Consider the following 16363-nt stretch of genomic DNA (forward strand, 5'->3'; position numbering starts at 1 on the left):
TCATTTTTTTTAAAGATCAAGATAAATACTGCTATGCAGAGTTTTTTCCGTTCTTGTCTTTTATTTCCTCAAAATCAGCATCAACGATATTTTTATCTGGAGCATCAGTGGATGCTCCTTCTTTATCAGATGTCTTCTGAGCTTCATAGATCATCTGTCCCATCTTCATGCTAGCTTCAGCTAAGGCTTGAGACTTGGCTTTCAGATCATCTAAATCATCTGATTCTAAGGTTGATTTAAGATTTTTTATAGCTTCCTGAATCATCGATTTATCTTCGTCACTGATTTTATCCCCATGTTCAGTTAAAGATTTCTCAGTTGAATGGATAAGTGTTTCTGCTTGATTTTTTTCTTCAACTGCTTGACGACGTTTTTTATCAGAATCAGAATTCGCCTCAGCATCTTTAACCATCTTTTCGATATCTTTTTCAGATAGACCGCCAGAGGCCTGGATTTTAATTTCTTGAGATTTTCCTGTCCCTTTGTCTTTAGCAGATACATTTACAATACCATTCGCATCAATATCAAATGTAACTTCAATTTGAGGAACACCGCGTGGTGCAGGCGGAATACCAACTAAATCAAATTGCCCCAGTGACTTGTTGTCGGATGCCATTTCACGTTCACCCTGGGAAACACGAATAGTAACAGCATTTTGGTTATCTTCAGCAGTTGAAAAAGTCTGAGATTTCTTCGTAGGGATCGTCGTATTACGATCAATTAAGCGTGTGAAGACACCACCAAGGGTTTCGATTCCTAATGATAAAGGCGTGACATCAAGAAGTAAAACATCAGTGACATCACCCTGTAAAACACCCGCCTGAATCGCTGCTCCCATAGCAACAACTTCATCAGGATTCACACCCTTGTGAGGTTCCTTTCCGAAAAAATTTTGCACAGTTTCTTGAACTTTTGGCATGCGAGTCATGCCACCGACCAAAATTACCTCATTAATTTCGCTAGTTGATAAGCCAGCATCTTTTAAAGCCCCCTGCATGGGATCTATTGTTCGCTTAACTAAATCAGAAACAAGAGATTCAAATTTAGCACGTGTAAGTTTCATCGTTAGGTGCTTAGGACCTGAAGAATCTGCAGTGATAAATGGTAAATTAATCTCAGTCTGAGAGGAAGATGACAATTCGATCTTAGCTTTCTCAGCGGCTTCTTTCAGACGCTGAAGAGCTAGTTTATCACCTTTTAGATCAACACCCTGGTCCCTTTTAAATTCTTTAGATAGATAATCAACCAAAGTGATATCAAAATCTTCACCACCTAGAAATGTATCACCGTTGGTCGACTTTACTTCGAAAACACCATCACCTATTTCTAAAATAGATACATCGAAAGTACCTCCACCTAAATCGTAAACAACGATCGTCTTTCCTTCATTTCTATCCATTCCATAAGAAAGAGCTGCAGCGGTTGGCTCATTAATAATACGTTGAACTTCAAGGCCCGCAATTTTCCCTGCATCTTTAGTTGCCTGGCGCTGAGCATCATTAAAATAAGCTGGAACCGTAATAACAGCCTGATTAACTTTTTCACCAAGATAAGTTTCAGCCGTTTCCTTCATTTTTTGGAGAATCATTGCTGAAATTTGGGAAGGAGAATATTTGTCACCACGACTCTGAACCCAAGCGTCACCATTTTCGCCCTCTATAATATTGTAAGGAACGAGCTTCTGATCTTTCTTAACAGCCTGATCATCAAAACGGCGACCTATTAAGCGCTTGACTGCAAAGAAAGTATTTTCCGGGTTGGTTACGGCCTGACGTTTTGCAGGCTGACCAACAAGACGTTCACCGTCATCTGAAAAACCAACCATTGATGGTGTTGTACGTGCACCTTCAGAATTTTCAATAACCTTGGGGACTTTACCATCCATAACTGAAACGCAAGAATTTGTTGTACCCAGGTCAATACCAATAACTTTCGCCATCGTTTTTACTTCTCCAATTTATCCAAACCAACCAGTCTCGTCCACAAAGTCTGGAACTGAGGGTATCCCGGATAACGGAAGGCTTGAAAAAGATCGATCACTGGATCGAAACTCACCGATACCCCTCGCTGGCTTCACTAATCACTAAATACTATGACACTCCACGTTCCCTCGTGTTTTATGCCATTAAAAGATTTATATAAGAAGGCCACTAATTCGCTGCAAGAGCAGTCTTAAAAAGAAAATTTTAATGAGGAGATTAGAGATCATTCTCAATAGAATGATCCTATGATAGAATCTTATTGACAAATATTTTTAACTGCTGTACTGAAAAGATAAGATCTTAATTCGTTCAGTCTTTCTCATGGTTTACAGAAGTACTCATAGAGAATTAGCCCTGCCTAATCTCATTGGATTGGATCGTGATGAGTTATCCCTTGAATTAGAAAAAAAAATTGGTATCCCCGAAAAGAAAATTCGCATGCGAGTTTCACAAATCTGGCAGTGGATTTATCTAAGAGGACATCGATCATTCGATGGAATGACAAATTTAGATCAAAAAATTAGATCTGATCTAACTCGCGAGTACTGTCTCATCCGCCCTCAAATTGTCAATGAGCAAAGATCAGAAGATGGAACTATAAAATGGTTACTACGCTTTAGAGGTACTCCCCTGCCTATTGAAGTTGAGACTGTCTATATTCCTGAATACAACCGTGGTACTCTTTGTCTATCTTCACAGGTAGGATGTTCACTCAATTGTTCTTTCTGCAATACTGGATCTCAAAAGTTTGTAAGAAATCTGACTAGTGAAGAAATACTTATGCAGTTAATTGTCGCTCGTGAAAAGCTTGGTGATTTTCTTGAGAAGACCGAGAATTCCTTCGAAAAAAATCGTAAAGTAACTAATATTGTCATGATGGGTATGGGTGAACCGCTCTATAATTTTGAAAATGTAAAGAAGGCCCTACTTATCATATCTGATAGTGAAGGTCTCTCTTTATCAAAACGACGCATTACACTATCAACATCTGGTGTTATTCCCAACATTAGAAAAATAGGAACTGAAATTAAATGTATGTTGGCTGTTTCTCTACATGCAACCAGAGATGAAGTCCGAAGTAAAATTATGCCCATTAACAAAAAATATCCTATTTCTCAACTGCTGGAGGCGTGCCGGACATATCTTGAAAATTCAAATGCGAAAAGCATTACTTTTGAATATGTTATGTTAAAAGGTATTAATGATTCTCTACAGAATGCAAGAGAATTGGTGAAATTATTAAAATGCATTCCAGCAAAAATAAATCTAATACCCTTCAATCCTTGGCCTGGTTCGGAGTATGAATCTTCTGAACAGGAGCAAATTAAATGCTTTGCAAGTCTTTTAAAACTTAATGGTTATCCCTCATCGATACGTACACCAAGAGGTCAAGATATTTTGGCGGCTTGCGGACAGTTGAAATCTCAATCCCAACGATTTAAGGAGACCGTTTATCGATTGAGTCTATGAAAGAAGATTAAAATATCCTCTCATACTATCTTTCTGATTTGATTTATTGGTTTATAGTAAACGATTCCATTAAGTAACTAATTGAGAAGATCGGTATATTTTAAAGTTAAATGACAACATCTAAGCTAAGATCAAGAATAGGAGCATTCATAGTTAACTGGCTTGTTGAAATATAATCAACACCTGTTTCTGCAATCTCCTTAATTGTATCTATGGATACATTTCCGGAAGCCTCAATAGGAATTATTCTATCAACGAGTTCAACACCTTTGCGCAATTCATAGGGAGTCATATTGTCGAGCATGACAATATCTGGTTTAGCTGTGAGTGCTAGCTTTAACTCATCGATGGAGTTGACTTCGACCTCAATCTTTAAAAGATGACCACAAAAGTTTCTTGCTTTTTTAATTGCTTGAATGACACCACCAGCGACTGAGATATGGTTATCCTTAATCAAAATAGCATCGCCTAAACTGTAGCGATGATTGGATCCCCCTCCGCATTTGACTGAAAATTTCTCGAAGGTCCTCAAACCAGGTATTGTTTTTCTCGTACAGCAAACCTTCGCATGGGTATGCTGGATCAGTTTTACAAATTTAGCTGTATAGCTTGCAATACCTGAAAGATGACAAAGATAATTAAGTGCAACTCGTTCTCCTCCTAAAAGGGCCCGTGCTGATCCTTTGATTACTGCTAGTTTCGTACCTTTTTTTACTTCTTCACCGTCACGAACGTTAGCTATAAAATGAACTTTTTCATCAAGTTCAAAAAACGTTGCATGAGCAATCGCAATCCCAGCTATAATACCGCTGTCACGAGCAGTCAAAACAGCTTTAGCGGTTTCCTCGCTTGATATAATTGCCGAGCTCGTGATATCACCATGAAGACCAAAATCTTCTGACAAGGCATCTTGAACAGCGGACTTAATAGCTATTGGTGACAAAGAAGGAATAGTTGAAATCATCACACACTGCTTTTACTAAAATAGACCAGATCGAAAAAATAAGTTCATCATATCATCTCTGTTCAAGAATAGAATAATCTGCATCTACAATTTTTTTAGCTAATTCATTGATATCATTGAGTGTAAAAAAACTTCGGTTTGCCCATTTAGCTCTCTCTTTAGGAAAATCTAATCTGAAATGGGCGCCACGGCTTTCTTTTCTAGCACATGCACAGACAGCAACAGATTTTGCTGCTATCAAAGAATTTGAAAATTGCTTGTTGTTATTGTCAGATTCGAGTTTAATAATTTTCTGGAGGCCATATTGCATACCATGCGGTGTTCTCACGACACCAAACTCTGCAGACATGATTTGTCTTAGTTGTTGCATCGCTTTCTCATTCTGTCTGCATTCTAGATTCTTCGATTCAAAGCAGTGATCCTGCCCTGCAGGACTTGGCCGTTTGGAGATCGAAAAAACATCCTTGGCAACTTGTCCTGAAAAAACGACTGCTTCTAAAAGCGAATTAGAAGCCAGTCTATTAGCCCCATGGACTCCCGTCGATGTGACTTCTCCACATGCCCAAAGTCCCTCTAATGTAGTACGACCGTTGACGTCTGTTAAAACACCTCCCATAGAATAATGGGCAGCTGGAATAATGGGGATTGGATCCTTTCCTGGATTAATGCCCACCTCTTGACAAGAAGAAAAGACGGTTGGAAATAGCTTCTCAAATTCTTTTCCAATTATTTGCCTGCAATCTAAAAAAGCACCTCGGCCGGACTGAACTTCGTTAAATATACTCCTTGCAACAATATCGCGAGGTGCTAATTCAGAATCCGGATGGATCGATTTCATAAATCGAGTTCCATTTTTGTTAGTCAAAATTGCACCATGACCACGAAGGGACTCCGTCGCTAGATGTGCTGGATCTGTACCGCTATCAATCGCAGTCGGATGAAATTGAACAAATTCCATATCAGCAAGAATAGCACCAGCCCTTGCTGCTATACCAATACCATCACCGCAGGCTTCGACAGGATTCGTTGTGACAAGGTAAAGATGACCTATGCCACCTGTTGCGATTACAACAGCCTGTGTTGACAATATTATATGATTGTTTCCATCTTGTTCTTCATTCCGTGCAATCACACCGGTAACACGCCTTCTTTGAACCCATAAATCCTGAGCAACATATCCTTCTAGAACACGAATAGATGGGGTTTTTTTTACAATATCCACCAGGACATCCATGACCACCTTACCGGCCATATCCCCGCGGACACCAATAATTCTTTTCTCACTATGAGCCGCTTCTTGCGATACCCTAAGTTTGCCTTTGCGATCCTGGTCAAAGGGAACACCAAATTCCAGAAGATCTAAAATACGATCGGGGGCTTGAGAGACCATGAGGCGGGCAATACTTTCATCACTAATTCCAGCACCAGCTCTTAGCGTATCAGCTAAATGCTTTTCTACGGAGTCAGTTTCAGATACCGCTGCAGCAATACCAGCCTGTGCCCATGAAGAAGAATTCCCCTTCCCTAGCGAGGAAGAAGTTAAAATAGTCACTGGTTTTGGAGACAGCTTTAGAGCGCAAAATAAACCAGCTAATCCACCACCAATAATGATCACATCGTTAATACCAGAAGACAATTGCTTGCTCATCACAATTAAAAACTTTTTATTGAGTGAACTGACATTTCTAATTCATCAATCCTTCAAAATTCAATCCACGAAGAATCAGAAAACTATCAGCAGAAGAAGATCCTTCTATTCTATTTTTCAGTAAGAGTAAGCCTTAGCTTTAAGTCAATATCCATATCCATGAAATAGGAATTCCTTAATTTTCTAAATTGACCATCCGTTCCACAGCTATACGTGCTTTTTTTGCTACTAAATCATCTATAATAACCTCTTCTTCCATTACTAAAAGGCTATCGAGAATTTTAGGTAAGGTAATACGCTGCATATGCGGACATAAATTGCAAGGTTTGATAAATTCAACCTTTGGAGCTTTTATTTGAATATTGGAGGCCATTGAACATTCAGTAACTAATAGAATCTTTGAACCTGGCTTAAGATTCATAGTATAATCAATCATGCTCTTTGTAGAGCCTGTTAAATCAGCAATGTCAGTCACTTCGGTCGGACATTCGGGGTGAGCCAGAATCTTAAGTTCTGGATCTGCTTCCTTATAAACCAGTAATTCCTCCGCAGTGAACCTTTCATGAACTTCACAATGACCTTTCCAAATTAAGATTTGGACATTTGTTTGTTTGGCAACATTTCTTGCGAGATATTCGTCAGGAATAAGAAAAACTTTGTCAACACCAAAACTCTCAACAACCTGAACCGCATTTGATGATGTACAGCATATATCACTTTCGGCCTTTACATCAGCTGATGTGTTTACATAAGTGACAATAGGAACATTAGGATTAGCTGATCGCAATATTCGTACATCTTCTCCTGTAATTGATTCTGCAAGACTACATCCAGCTTTCAAATCCGGAATTAAAACAGTCTTGTCTGGATTCAACAATTTCGACGTTTCTGCCATAAAATGAACACCACATTGAATAATAATATCCGTTTTAATACGGCTAGCTTCCTGTGCCAGTTGAAGTGAATCACCACAAATATCAGCAACACAATGATAGATCTCAGGCATTTGATAATTATGTGCTAAAATTGACGCATTGCGGTCAACTTTTAACTGGTTAATAGCGTGGATATATGGTGCATGGAATGGCCATTCAATTTCAGGAATATGGTTACGAACTTTTTCATAAAGATGGGCTGTTTCCCTTTCAACTTTAGAGTTAAATTCTAAAGAATCTTGAGAGAATCTTTCATAAGAAAGTCCATTCGAAAGGCGGATAAAGTCGCATTTAGTGGGAGTTATACTGTCCTTCTCCACAGACACTGGCATATTCATGTTATTCTGCTTTCCTGTCAGGTCATGACCCTACGATCATTTTGAGTATAAAGAGAGTGAAAAACAAGGTTAGAGAGAAGTAAATAAAATATTTTTATCAGATAATATTACCTGGTTAAGGGGATCAATCTGATGTAATTCATATCCTTTTTATCGAAAAAGGAGTAACTCACTCTTCAAAATTCTAAATAAAAAGAAAATTAATCTTAAATTTAATTATAATCCCTGTAAACACTGATAATTTTTCTAAATCATTAAAAATTGTATCTATAATGCTGAATTACACAACCATTGATCAGTATAAAAATGAATACGTTAATGTAAGATTGATATTCTTTCAATATTAGAATGTTATTCACTTTAGAAGTAAAGTGGAGAGCGGGCGTTTCAGTAAGAATCCGATTCTTAACGATGGCGTTTTAGAAGCGCTAAGAGACTTGTTATTTTTGAAGGAGGCCATGATGGATGTGAACGATAGACGGAGAAAACCCATCGATGATATCGTTAATTAGGGATTGTATGAGAATAACTGAACTGTAATAAGGATTTTAATCTGATCAACTAACCGAACACCCTGTTCTAGGCGATATATAAATCAATTTTTGTGTTTTGCGAGTCAACGCACAACAATTCATATTATATTAAGGCCAAAGCCAAACTCTTGAAGAAGAAAAATCTCAAAATTAACGAACAATTCTCCTAAAATATTCAACTAATTAAAATGAAGGGGTCAAGAGTATTTTATTTTGTAAGAGAGGAGATAAGAATAACGTTCAGGTCATAATCTAATAGGCGGAACTAAGGATTGAAGAGCATAAATCCCGTGAGCTTTTTCGATGACTTGTTGCTGTTGGGCCACGTAAGGAATTTGATTCAATCTTGAATTGAATTGGCCTAAATTATTACTTAACCGTGCACGCCAAGTGAAAATAACCGAATTGAACAGCTGAAGATGAAGAGTTAGCCTCATAATTTATGATTGCCCAATCTAATCACTTCATCTGTCCCTTCCAAGTTAGCTAATCTTTCTTTAGTCTAGAAACGATAGACCCATTTCTGGATCTGGTTCAGAATTATCAACCCATCTCTCACGTACCTTTACCAACAAAAACAAATGAACCTGACGTTTGAGAAGCTCAGAGAGTTCTTTTCTAGCCATAGACGAAATTCTCTTGATCGTTTTTCCCTTATTACCGATCAGTATTCTCTTTTGAGAAAGTCTCTCAATATAAATAGTCTGATCGATTTTTAAACTACCATCGATCTTTTCCTCCCAACACTCAACTTCCACACGAGCTGAATAGGGTAATTCCTGATGAAGACAGAGATAAAGTTTTTCACGGGTAATTTCAGATGATAGCATACGTTGAGAAACATTTGATACCTGATTGGGTGGATAAAGCCACGGTACAACAGGTAAAAAATTACGAATATGATTCAAAATATCTTTACAGCCATCTCCATTCAAAGCAGAAATCATGAATGTATTATCAAAATATGTGTACTCATTTGCATTAATAACTAATTGAAAAAGTTTTTCACGCTTTACTCGGTCGATCTTGTTGATTAACAAAATTTTGGGGAGTTTGATGCACGAAATTTTTCTTAAAATAACTTCAGATTCGCCTTTAAGACCCTTTGCAGAATCTATTACAAGACAAACAACATCAGAATTCTTGATTTGCCTCCACGTTTTATTAACCATTACATGATCGAGAGGCCGCCGAGATTCAAATATTCCTGGCGTATCAACGAATATGAACTGGTCATTGTTACATATTACTATTCCATGAACCCTTCTTCGGGTTGTTTGAACTTTATGAGTTACAATTGAAACTTTAGCGCCAACCAACTGATTGAGTAAAGTCGATTTACCAACATTGGGTGCTCCGATGAGTGTAATAAGACCAGCTCTTGTTTTTATTTCTTTACTGCTTGTCAAACATTGTGTTCCTGTATTGTACCATCCTCGTGCTTTATCCATTTGCCTACATTTATCAAAATAATTTCAGCTGCCTTCTGTTCCGCTCCTCGTTTAGAACGACCTGATCCTGAAGCACTTTGTATGCCTTCAATAATAACATCAACCACAAAGCGAGGAGCATGATCAGGACCAGTTTGTCTGGAAACATAGTAAACTGGCGTTGCGTATCCTTTTGAATGAGCCCATTCTTGTAAAGATGTTTTACTATCACGTATTACAGTCTGAGTAGCATGGATACGATTATTCCAGAATTTGAAAATAAATTTCTTGGCACTTTCTATTCCAGAATCTAGATAAATTGCTGCAATGAGAGATTCCACTACATCGGCGCGCACGCTACGCATACGGTCGCTTGTCAGTTCTTTTAAACAAGTGCCAGTAAATATAAACTCATGCAAACCAATTTCATCAGAAACATCAGAGCAAGTCTTCCCACTCACTAATATATTCAAGCGCATAGCCATTTCTCCTTCACAGGCCTCTGGAAAACTGAAAAATAACTGTTCAGCAATACACAATCCTAAGATACGATCGCCTAAGAATTCGAATCTCTCATAATGTAAAAAATCATTTAATGATGGGACTGCGCTAGCATGTGTTAACGCCCTCACTAATTGTTCATGTGTTTTAAACCTGTGATCAATACGCTTCTCAAGGTTTTCTATTTTATCAGCTGAAATATAGGGAGATTTCATATTCTTTCTCAAAGAAACGTAAATATACGATTCCACCTCATATCTTTAGGCCATCGCCATAATTTCCAAGCAGCAACATCATTATCAAGAGATAAAAAAATGACTTGTGCTTTTCCAACTAATAACTCAGCTGGGACCATTCCAACATCGTAACGACTATCAGAAGAATTATCACGATTATCACCAAGGAAGAAATAGTGACCTTCTGGTACTTCAAAAATGCCCGTTGTATCACTGACATCACCTGGAAATAGATCAATTGTTTTGTAACTTCGACCGTTGGGCATACTCTCTTCAAATTCTGGGATTATTGGCTGATAAAAACGAGTTTTATCAAAAAAAATTCCATTTTCAACCCTCCGAACAGGTATACCGTTGATATGAATCACACTATCGATCATTTGGATTTTGTCACCGGGTAACCCAATGAGGCGTTTAATGTAATCTTTGTTGGTATCAACTGGAAACTTAAAAACAACAACATCACCACGCTCGGGGATCCGTTCCCAAATCCGACCGCTTAAGAATGGGAGGCGAAATGGAAATGAATACTTAGAGTATCCGTAGCTATATTTGGATACAAATATATAATCACCAACGAGCAATGTTGGTTTCATGCTACCGGATGGAATACTGAAGGGCTGAAATAAAAAAGTTCGTAATACCATAGCAAGAAGAATCGCTTGCATAATAACTGAAATTGTTTCCCACCACACCTTCTTTTTTTCAACTGATAACAACTGCCATATCCTTCATTTTTAAATTATAGTCCATTGTCCACATTCATTCTAATGCTGTCTTCTCATTCGAACATGAAGAGATTTAAAGCATTTATGAGAAAAGAGAGGATTTGACTTGTTAAAAAAATATCATCTATTGTTTTTTTTCAAGGTATCAATGTAAAAGATGAAAGTCTTCCTTTTCTCAGAAAAACGGCATCTTCTATTAGAAGTGACCAGGATCAGTCAAGAGAATACCATTAAATACACTCATCCTAATCTAATCTACAATCATGCACCAACTATTTTAATAAATGAGTAAAAATTAATACATTCGAACTAAAAAACTGATATTTAAAGATCTCAATCATTCTTTAAATAAAAGGAAAATAGAAAACAGAGTAAACAAATCCAATCATAGCAGGAAAATATTCAACCTTCAATATCAAGAATATAGAAATGATTTTTAGAATTGAATTTCCTTGAGATGAGCGGATTATGACTGTACAAATCTCTCTATACTTTAATAAAATAAATTAGGAATTGATCTATGGCTCGTGTTACCGTTGAAGATTGTATTGATAAAGTCTCAAGCCGTTTTGAATTAGTGCTTTTGTCTAGCCATAGAGCTCGACAGATTTCATCAGGATCAGAAATATCTGTTAACCGTGATAATGATAAGAATCCAGTTGTCGCTTTGCGAGAAATTGCTGAACAGCGTCTTTCTCCTGGAGATCTCAAAGAAGATTTAATCCATTCTCTGCAGAAGCAAGTTGAGATAGACGAGCCAGAAACTATATCTAACCTAGATATAGAGTATATAGAAGAACCTGATAGTAGCATCTTAAAATCTCCTGAGGCTCTTTCTTTTGATTCTTTCTCTGAAGATGATCTTTTGACTAGCATTCAGTGTTTAGTTCCACCAGAAAAAAAAGATGAAGATTCATAAATTATAACGATAATGTATAGATTAGGCCCTCAAGATTCTTCTTTCTCTTTTCCCTTTTTTACTTTCTGCTGCTAGGAATAGTGATAATTTAGTGATTTATGTTCGATTCGGATGGTTCATTGATTGATGAAATTGAAAAAGAGATTCAGAGAGAAAAAAATCAATTCTTTTGGAAGAGATACAAGAAATTTTTAATAGCGGCATCTATCGCGTTGGTTTTTATAACCATTTCTCTAGAGCTTTATCAATGGAATATGATTCATAAAGCTGCTTCAGATGGCGACTCTTTCATCGATTCTATTCGCCTTGGAAAGGATATAAGATCTGATCAGATTTTAGCCAAATTAAGAGAAAAGGGAAGAGGTGTATACAAAGTATTATCAAACTTGTTAACTGCATCAAAACTAGCAAATATTGGTGAATTAGAGAAAGCAGTAAAACAATATAATATTGTTATTAATAATATATCAGTCGATAGAAATTTTAGGGATATTGCAAGAATTCGTAGTGGTATGATATTGGTAGATATTGGTTCTATTGAAGATGTTAAGGAAATAGTTGGCCCCCTTGTAAGACCAGAGGGTGCCTATAAATACTCTGCTCAAGAAGTTTTAGGATTAGCCTATTTAAAGATTGGAGACTTCCAAAAGGCCTTTCAGCAATTTAGTGCTCTTCAGAAGGAAGAAGGTATTCCTGCTGGTCTTGAAGACCGTGTACAGATCATGTTGGAACTGATAAAATCTGGAGGCGCTACCACGGAATAATAAAATGATAACAGCAGCAATAACAGGACGGACCAATGTTGGTAAATCTACACTTTTCAACCGTCTAGCGAGAAGAAAACTCGCTCTAGTTTATGATGAGCCAGGTCTTACAAGAGATAGGCGTATGGGTAATGCTCAATTAGGAGACTTGAATTTCCGCATAGTGGATACAGCTGGACTAGAGGATATTAAGTCTGGTAGTTTTGGTAGTTTATCAGCTCGTATACAAGATCAAACAAAATTAGCAATCGTTGAATCTGATATTATTCTTTTCATGATTGATGGGCGTTCTGGACTCTTTTCACTGGACTTCAAGTGTGCGTCCATGCTCCATAAATTAGGAAAATTTGTCATTTTAGTAGCTAATAAAGTAGAGCGAGCTCAAGATGAACATAACATTTATGAGGCCTGTTCGATGGGGTTTGGTGATCCAGTCACCATATCTGCCAGACATGGCGATGGCATGATAGATTTAAAAAATGCAATAGATGATGCGTTAAATAGAAAAAACGCCTTAGCTTTGAAATTTATGAATGATCATAAAACCATAGAAAATCAAAAGAATGCAAATAAACCTCTAAAAATTACAGTTGTGGGTCGACCTAACGTTGGAAAATCAACTCTTATTAACCAAATTATCAAAGAAGAACGACTGCTAACTGGTCCTGATCCGGGTACAACTCGTGACTCCATTCCAGTCGATTGGAAATGGCAAGATCGATCAATCAAAATCTTTGATACAGCTGGACTGCGTAAGAAAGCTCGAGTTCATGAGAAAATAGAAAAATTATCAGTTTCAGATAGTTTACGCTCTATCCAACACGCTGAAGTTGTAATCATAGTTTTCGATGCAACGAGTCCGTTGAAGAAACAGGATATTCAGATTGTTGACTTAGTAGTACAAGAAGGACGTGCACCGGTCATTGTTTTCAATAAATGGGATCTTATTAAAGATAAGAAAGAGTTACTTTCCGATCTTCATAAAAAGACAGCTTATGTTCTTCCTCAGATCAGAGGTATAAAAACTGTCCCTCTGTCTGGAAAAAATGGGATAGGTCTTCAATATTTAATGGATGCGATAGTTGATATTGAATCTGTTTGGAAGAAGAGGATCTCCACGTCAAAATTAATCCGTTGGCTTGAATGTGTACAAGAGCATCATCCTCCCCCCCTTTTTTCTGGGAAGCGCATGCGATTTAAGTATATTACACAGATCAAAACCCGTCCCCCAACCTTTTTCGCTCAATGGCCTCATCCTGAAAATCTACCAGATTCTTATGAACGTTATTTGATAAACGAACTTCGAAGAAGTTTTGAACTCCATGGCATTCCATTAAGATTGCAATTGCGTAAGAAAGATAATCCGTACAGGAGAACTAAAGATTTGGCTAACTGAAATGATTCAGGTGAATTCTTTATATTGAGTATGTAGCCCTAGAAAGGAATTTCATCATCCAGATCGTCTCCCCCTTCCATCATGGAAGCTGGCCTAGATGTAGATGGTGATGATATAGACTGGGTATGATAATCCTTAATACTAGTAAGATCACTAGAACGAAAACTACTATCACTGCGCGAATCTAACATTGTGAGATTACTATTAAAATTCTGAAGAACTACCTCTGTTGAGTAACGATCTTGGCCATTTTGATCCTGCCATTTTCGGGTTTGTAACTGTCCTTCAATATAAACCTTAGAACCTTTTCTAAGATACTCTTCGATGATCTTAGATAAATTTTCATTAAAAATGACAACCCGATGCCACTCGGTCCTCTCCCTGCGTTCACCGGTATTTTTATCTCGCCACGATTCAGATGTTGCAATAGACAAATTAACGACTTTTCGACCATCTTGAGTGCGTTTTATTTCAGGATCCGTACCCAGATTTCCAATTAAAATAACTTTGTTGACACTTCCTACCATGAATCGCACTCCTTATTATCTCAAACCCGTTAGCATCAGCTGTAAATGCAGGATAGAGTGTTATTGTTTGCCAAAATTAGGTTTATATTTAAACTAATACGAAACAATCTTCAATCTCCTTTAGAAGAAGACATAACACTTGTTTTGTAAGCCTTAACCCTTAAAAATTGAAGAATTCCAAAAGAGGCCAACTTTATATCTTAACTTAGGATTTAATTAGGGGTTCAGTCCCTTTGATCGAACCGTCAACACCAAGGCGGATTTTCTCAACTTTATCTTCTGCTGCCTGTAGCAATTTCGCACAGTGCTTTTTTAAAAGTTCACCTTGCTCATAAAATGTAATCGATTCGTCGAGTGAAACATCCCCACCTTCTAGATTGTTAACAATCTTTTCTAGTTGTTCTAATGCTTCTTCAAAACTCAGCGTAGAAATGTTAGTAATCTTTGATATTTTAGACATGAACAGTTCCTAATTTATAGATGACTCCCGCCCGGCATAAAAGATTATGCATCTTCTATAGTCAATTCATCTAGGCCAATAAAATACAGATTTGAATCAAATTTAATCAATGAATTAGCTTCTATAAACTTAAAATTTTTCTTCGTTAAATTCATCTTTAACCAAGAAAGATTAACTATTTAGAATAACTGTATCAGATATCTCGATACCAAACCCTGATAAACCAACATAATGACGTTCTTTTGATGCAATAAGTTTTATGGATGAAACACCTAAATCTCTTAAAATCTGTGCACCAAGACCTATCTCTAGCCATTCCTCTTTTCGAAATCGTGAAGCACTATATTGTTTTTGATTATCATCCAATTTAGTGACATTAAGGCTGGATAATCCAAGGTTATTACGAGTACTACCTGACGAAACACCAACAGAGCCTTCACGAAGATATACGATAATTCCTCTACCCTCCTTCTCAATCAGTGTTAAATTTTTGTTCAGAGAAGATGATCCACCAAATGCGTCATCTAAAACCGATTCAACATGTAAGCGAACAAGCACATCTCTTCCATTACCGATTTTTCCATAAACAACGGCTAATTGATGCATGGGATCCCAATCGGTTGTATAAGTATAAGCTCGAGCTAATCCAATGGATGTTTGTGTGTTAAACTCCTCAATCCGTTGAACCAAGCGTTCTTGTCTTTGTCTATAGGAAATTATCTCTGCAACGGTAATTATTCTCAGGGATTTTTCTATAGCAAAATCTTTGATCTGGGGACCTCGCATTACTGTCCCATCATCATTTATCAATTCAGAAATGACACCTATAGGTGGCAAACCTGCCAATTTACACAAATCAACAGCAGCTTCTGTATGACCAGATCGCATCAATACACCACCTGATCGTGCTACTAGTGGAAAGATATGTCCAGGACGAAAAAAATCTTCAGCACAAGAACTAGGATTAGCTAAACCGCGAACTGTAGCACAACGTTCTTCAGCAGAAATCCCCGTTGTCATTTCATATCGATAATCAACAGAGACTGTAAAAGCAGTTGAATAGGGAGCATCGTTTTCAGCTACCATTGGTGTTAATTGAAGTCGGCGAGCTTCTTCGTTTGGCATAGGTGTACATACAATGCCACTAGTGTAACGAATAATCATAGCCATTTTTTCTGGTGTACAGTGTACTGCTGCAACAATCAGATCACCTTCATTTTCTCTATCATCATCATCTGTAACTATAAGTATTTCACCTTTTTCAAAGGTGCGAATGGCCTTGAATACGTTCTCCATACTAGTTGCTATCAATCTTACTCTCCTGTTTTGTCAGCGATAGCGATTCTGTTGTAGATATAGGGGCTATCTTTAGTAAGGAATAAGAAGTGAAGTGGGTTTTGTAGAAAATAGAGAAACTGAAGATTTATCTGATAAAAGAGTATATAGAACGCTGCAACCACTCTTAAAAACAGTCCTTTCCATGATATATTTCTCCACTCATCAAAGCAATGTCAAAACCAGTTTCAATTTCA

Annotated in this window: 14 protein-coding genes; 4 read left to right on the forward strand and 10 right to left on the reverse strand. The window is 37.3% G+C overall.

All coding sequences use genetic code 11. The features are described from left to right. Window positions 1–31: 31 nt before the first annotated feature. Window positions 32–1939, reverse strand: a complete 1908-nt coding sequence (dnaK, locus tag AAGD37_RS03455; protein WP_341760162.1) for a molecular chaperone DnaK — start codon at window positions 1937–1939, stop codon at window positions 32–34. A 364-nt stretch (window positions 1940–2303) separates the two neighbouring features. Between dnaK and rlmN the strand changes: the two genes are divergently transcribed. Continuing rightward, window positions 2304–3452, forward strand: coding sequence for a 23S rRNA (adenine(2503)-C(2))-methyltransferase RlmN (gene rlmN / locus AAGD37_RS03460; RefSeq protein ID WP_341760163.1), 1149 nt, complete (start codon window positions 2304–2306; stop codon window positions 3450–3452). Window positions 3453–3558: 106 nt separating this feature from the next. On the opposite strand, the gene nadC is transcribed toward rlmN, so the two are convergent. The 6 genes from nadC to lepB form a co-directional block, all read right to left on the reverse strand. Beyond that, window positions 3559–4416 (reverse strand): carboxylating nicotinate-nucleotide diphosphorylase, encoded by an 858-nt coding sequence (gene nadC / locus AAGD37_RS03465; RefSeq protein ID WP_341760164.1) that lies wholly within the window; start codon window positions 4414–4416, stop codon window positions 3559–3561. Between the two features lie 52 nt (window positions 4417–4468). Further along, window positions 4469–6064 carry an L-aspartate oxidase gene (locus AAGD37_RS03470; protein ID WP_341760165.1) on the reverse strand — a complete coding sequence of 532 codons (1596 nt, stop codon included), beginning with the start codon at window positions 6062–6064 and terminating at the stop codon, window positions 4469–4471. Window positions 6065–6239: 175 nt separating this feature from the next. Further along, a complete protein-coding gene (gene nadA / locus AAGD37_RS03475) occupies window positions 6240–7331 on the reverse strand; it encodes a quinolinate synthase NadA (protein WP_341760676.1) in 1092 nt (363 codons plus the stop codon). A gap of 1036 nt (window positions 7332–8367) precedes the next feature. Then, the gene (era, locus tag AAGD37_RS03480) at window positions 8368–9321 is read right to left on the reverse strand and encodes a GTPase Era (protein ID WP_341760166.1); all 954 of its coding nucleotides are present in this window, start codon (window positions 9319–9321) and stop codon (window positions 8368–8370) included. After that, on the reverse strand, window positions 9276–10016 hold the full coding sequence (gene rnc, locus AAGD37_RS03485; RefSeq protein ID WP_341760167.1) for a ribonuclease III: 741 nt from the start codon (window positions 10014–10016) through the stop codon (window positions 9276–9278). The genes era and rnc overlap by 46 nt, the downstream gene beginning before the upstream one ends. A gap of 8 nt (window positions 10017–10024) precedes the next feature. Then, window positions 10025–10705, reverse strand: a complete 681-nt coding sequence (gene lepB, locus AAGD37_RS03490) for a signal peptidase I (RefSeq protein WP_341760677.1) — start codon at window positions 10703–10705, stop codon at window positions 10025–10027. 580 nt (window positions 10706–11285) lie between these two features. Between lepB and rpoZ the strand changes: the two genes are divergently transcribed. The 3 genes from rpoZ to der all read left to right on the forward strand — a co-directional run bounded on the left by rpoZ (window position 11286) and on the right by der (window position 13844). Continuing rightward, on the forward strand, window positions 11286–11684 hold the full coding sequence (rpoZ, locus tag AAGD37_RS03495) for a DNA-directed RNA polymerase subunit omega (protein ID WP_341760168.1): 399 nt from the start codon (window positions 11286–11288) through the stop codon (window positions 11682–11684). A 98-nt stretch (window positions 11685–11782) separates the two neighbouring features. Next, entirely contained in the window at window positions 11783–12448 is a 666-nt protein-coding gene (locus tag AAGD37_RS03500) for a tetratricopeptide repeat protein (RefSeq protein WP_341760169.1), read from the forward strand. Window positions 12449–12452: 4 nt separating this feature from the next. Then, the gene (der, locus tag AAGD37_RS03505) at window positions 12453–13844 is read left to right on the forward strand and encodes a ribosome biogenesis GTPase Der (protein ID WP_341760170.1); all 1392 of its coding nucleotides are present in this window, start codon (window positions 12453–12455) and stop codon (window positions 13842–13844) included. 38 nt (window positions 13845–13882) lie between these two features. Here der and AAGD37_RS03510 read toward each other — a convergent pair whose 3' ends face one another. The 3 genes from AAGD37_RS03510 to ribB form a co-directional block, all read right to left on the reverse strand. After that, the gene (locus tag AAGD37_RS03510) at window positions 13883–14371 is read right to left on the reverse strand and encodes a single-stranded DNA-binding protein (RefSeq protein WP_341760171.1); all 489 of its coding nucleotides are present in this window, start codon (window positions 14369–14371) and stop codon (window positions 13883–13885) included. A 205-nt stretch (window positions 14372–14576) separates the two neighbouring features. Further along, on the reverse strand, window positions 14577–14831 hold the full coding sequence (locus AAGD37_RS03515; protein WP_341760172.1) for an exodeoxyribonuclease VII small subunit: 255 nt from the start codon (window positions 14829–14831) through the stop codon (window positions 14577–14579). Between the two features lie 171 nt (window positions 14832–15002). Then, window positions 15003–16139: a 3,4-dihydroxy-2-butanone-4-phosphate synthase gene (gene ribB / locus AAGD37_RS03520; RefSeq protein ID WP_424945462.1), complete on the reverse strand. Its 1137-nt coding sequence runs from the start codon at window positions 16137–16139 to the stop codon at window positions 15003–15005. Window positions 16140–16363 lie beyond the last annotated feature (224 nt).

This window comes from Candidatus Endowatersipora endosymbiont of Watersipora subatra (assembly GCF_964026585.1).
GTDB lineage: Bacteria > Pseudomonadota > Alphaproteobacteria > Rhizobiales > Rhizobiaceae > Pseudahrensia.

Coding starts and splice junctions, on each gene's coding strand:
- AAGD37_RS03510 (WP_341760171.1), bottom strand. CDS start 14,371: ATGGTAGGAAGTGTCAACAAAGTTATTTTAATTGGAAATCTGGGTACG.
- der (WP_341760170.1), top strand. CDS start 12,453: ATGATAACAGCAGCAATAACAGGACGGACCAATGTTGGTAAATCTACA.
- AAGD37_RS03470 (WP_341760165.1), bottom strand. CDS start 6,064: ATGAGCAAGCAATTGTCTTCTGGTATTAACGATGTGATCATTATTGGT.
- era (WP_341760166.1), bottom strand. CDS start 9,321: ATGGATAAAGCACGAGGATGGTACAATACAGGAACACAATGTTTGACA.
- AAGD37_RS03515 (WP_341760172.1), bottom strand. CDS start 14,831: ATGTCTAAAATATCAAAGATTACTAACATTTCTACGCTGAGTTTTGAA.
- rnc (WP_341760167.1), bottom strand. CDS start 10,016: ATGAAATCTCCCTATATTTCAGCTGATAAAATAGAAAACCTTGAGAAG.
- lepB (WP_341760677.1), bottom strand. CDS start 10,705: ATGCAAGCGATTCTTCTTGCTATGGTATTACGAACTTTTTTATTTCAG.
- nadA (WP_341760676.1), bottom strand. CDS start 7,331: ATGCCAGTGTCTGTGGAGAAGGACAGTATAACTCCCACTAAATGCGAC.
- dnaK (WP_341760162.1), bottom strand. CDS start 1,939: ATGGCGAAAGTTATTGGTATTGACCTGGGTACAACAAATTCTTGCGTT.
- rlmN (WP_341760163.1), top strand. CDS start 2,304: ATGGTTTACAGAAGTACTCATAGAGAATTAGCCCTGCCTAATCTCATT.
- nadC (WP_341760164.1), bottom strand. CDS start 4,416: ATGATTTCAACTATTCCTTCTTTGTCACCAATAGCTATTAAGTCCGCT.
- rpoZ (WP_341760168.1), top strand. CDS start 11,286: ATGGCTCGTGTTACCGTTGAAGATTGTATTGATAAAGTCTCAAGCCGT.
- AAGD37_RS03500 (WP_341760169.1), top strand. CDS start 11,783: ATGTTCGATTCGGATGGTTCATTGATTGATGAAATTGAAAAAGAGATT.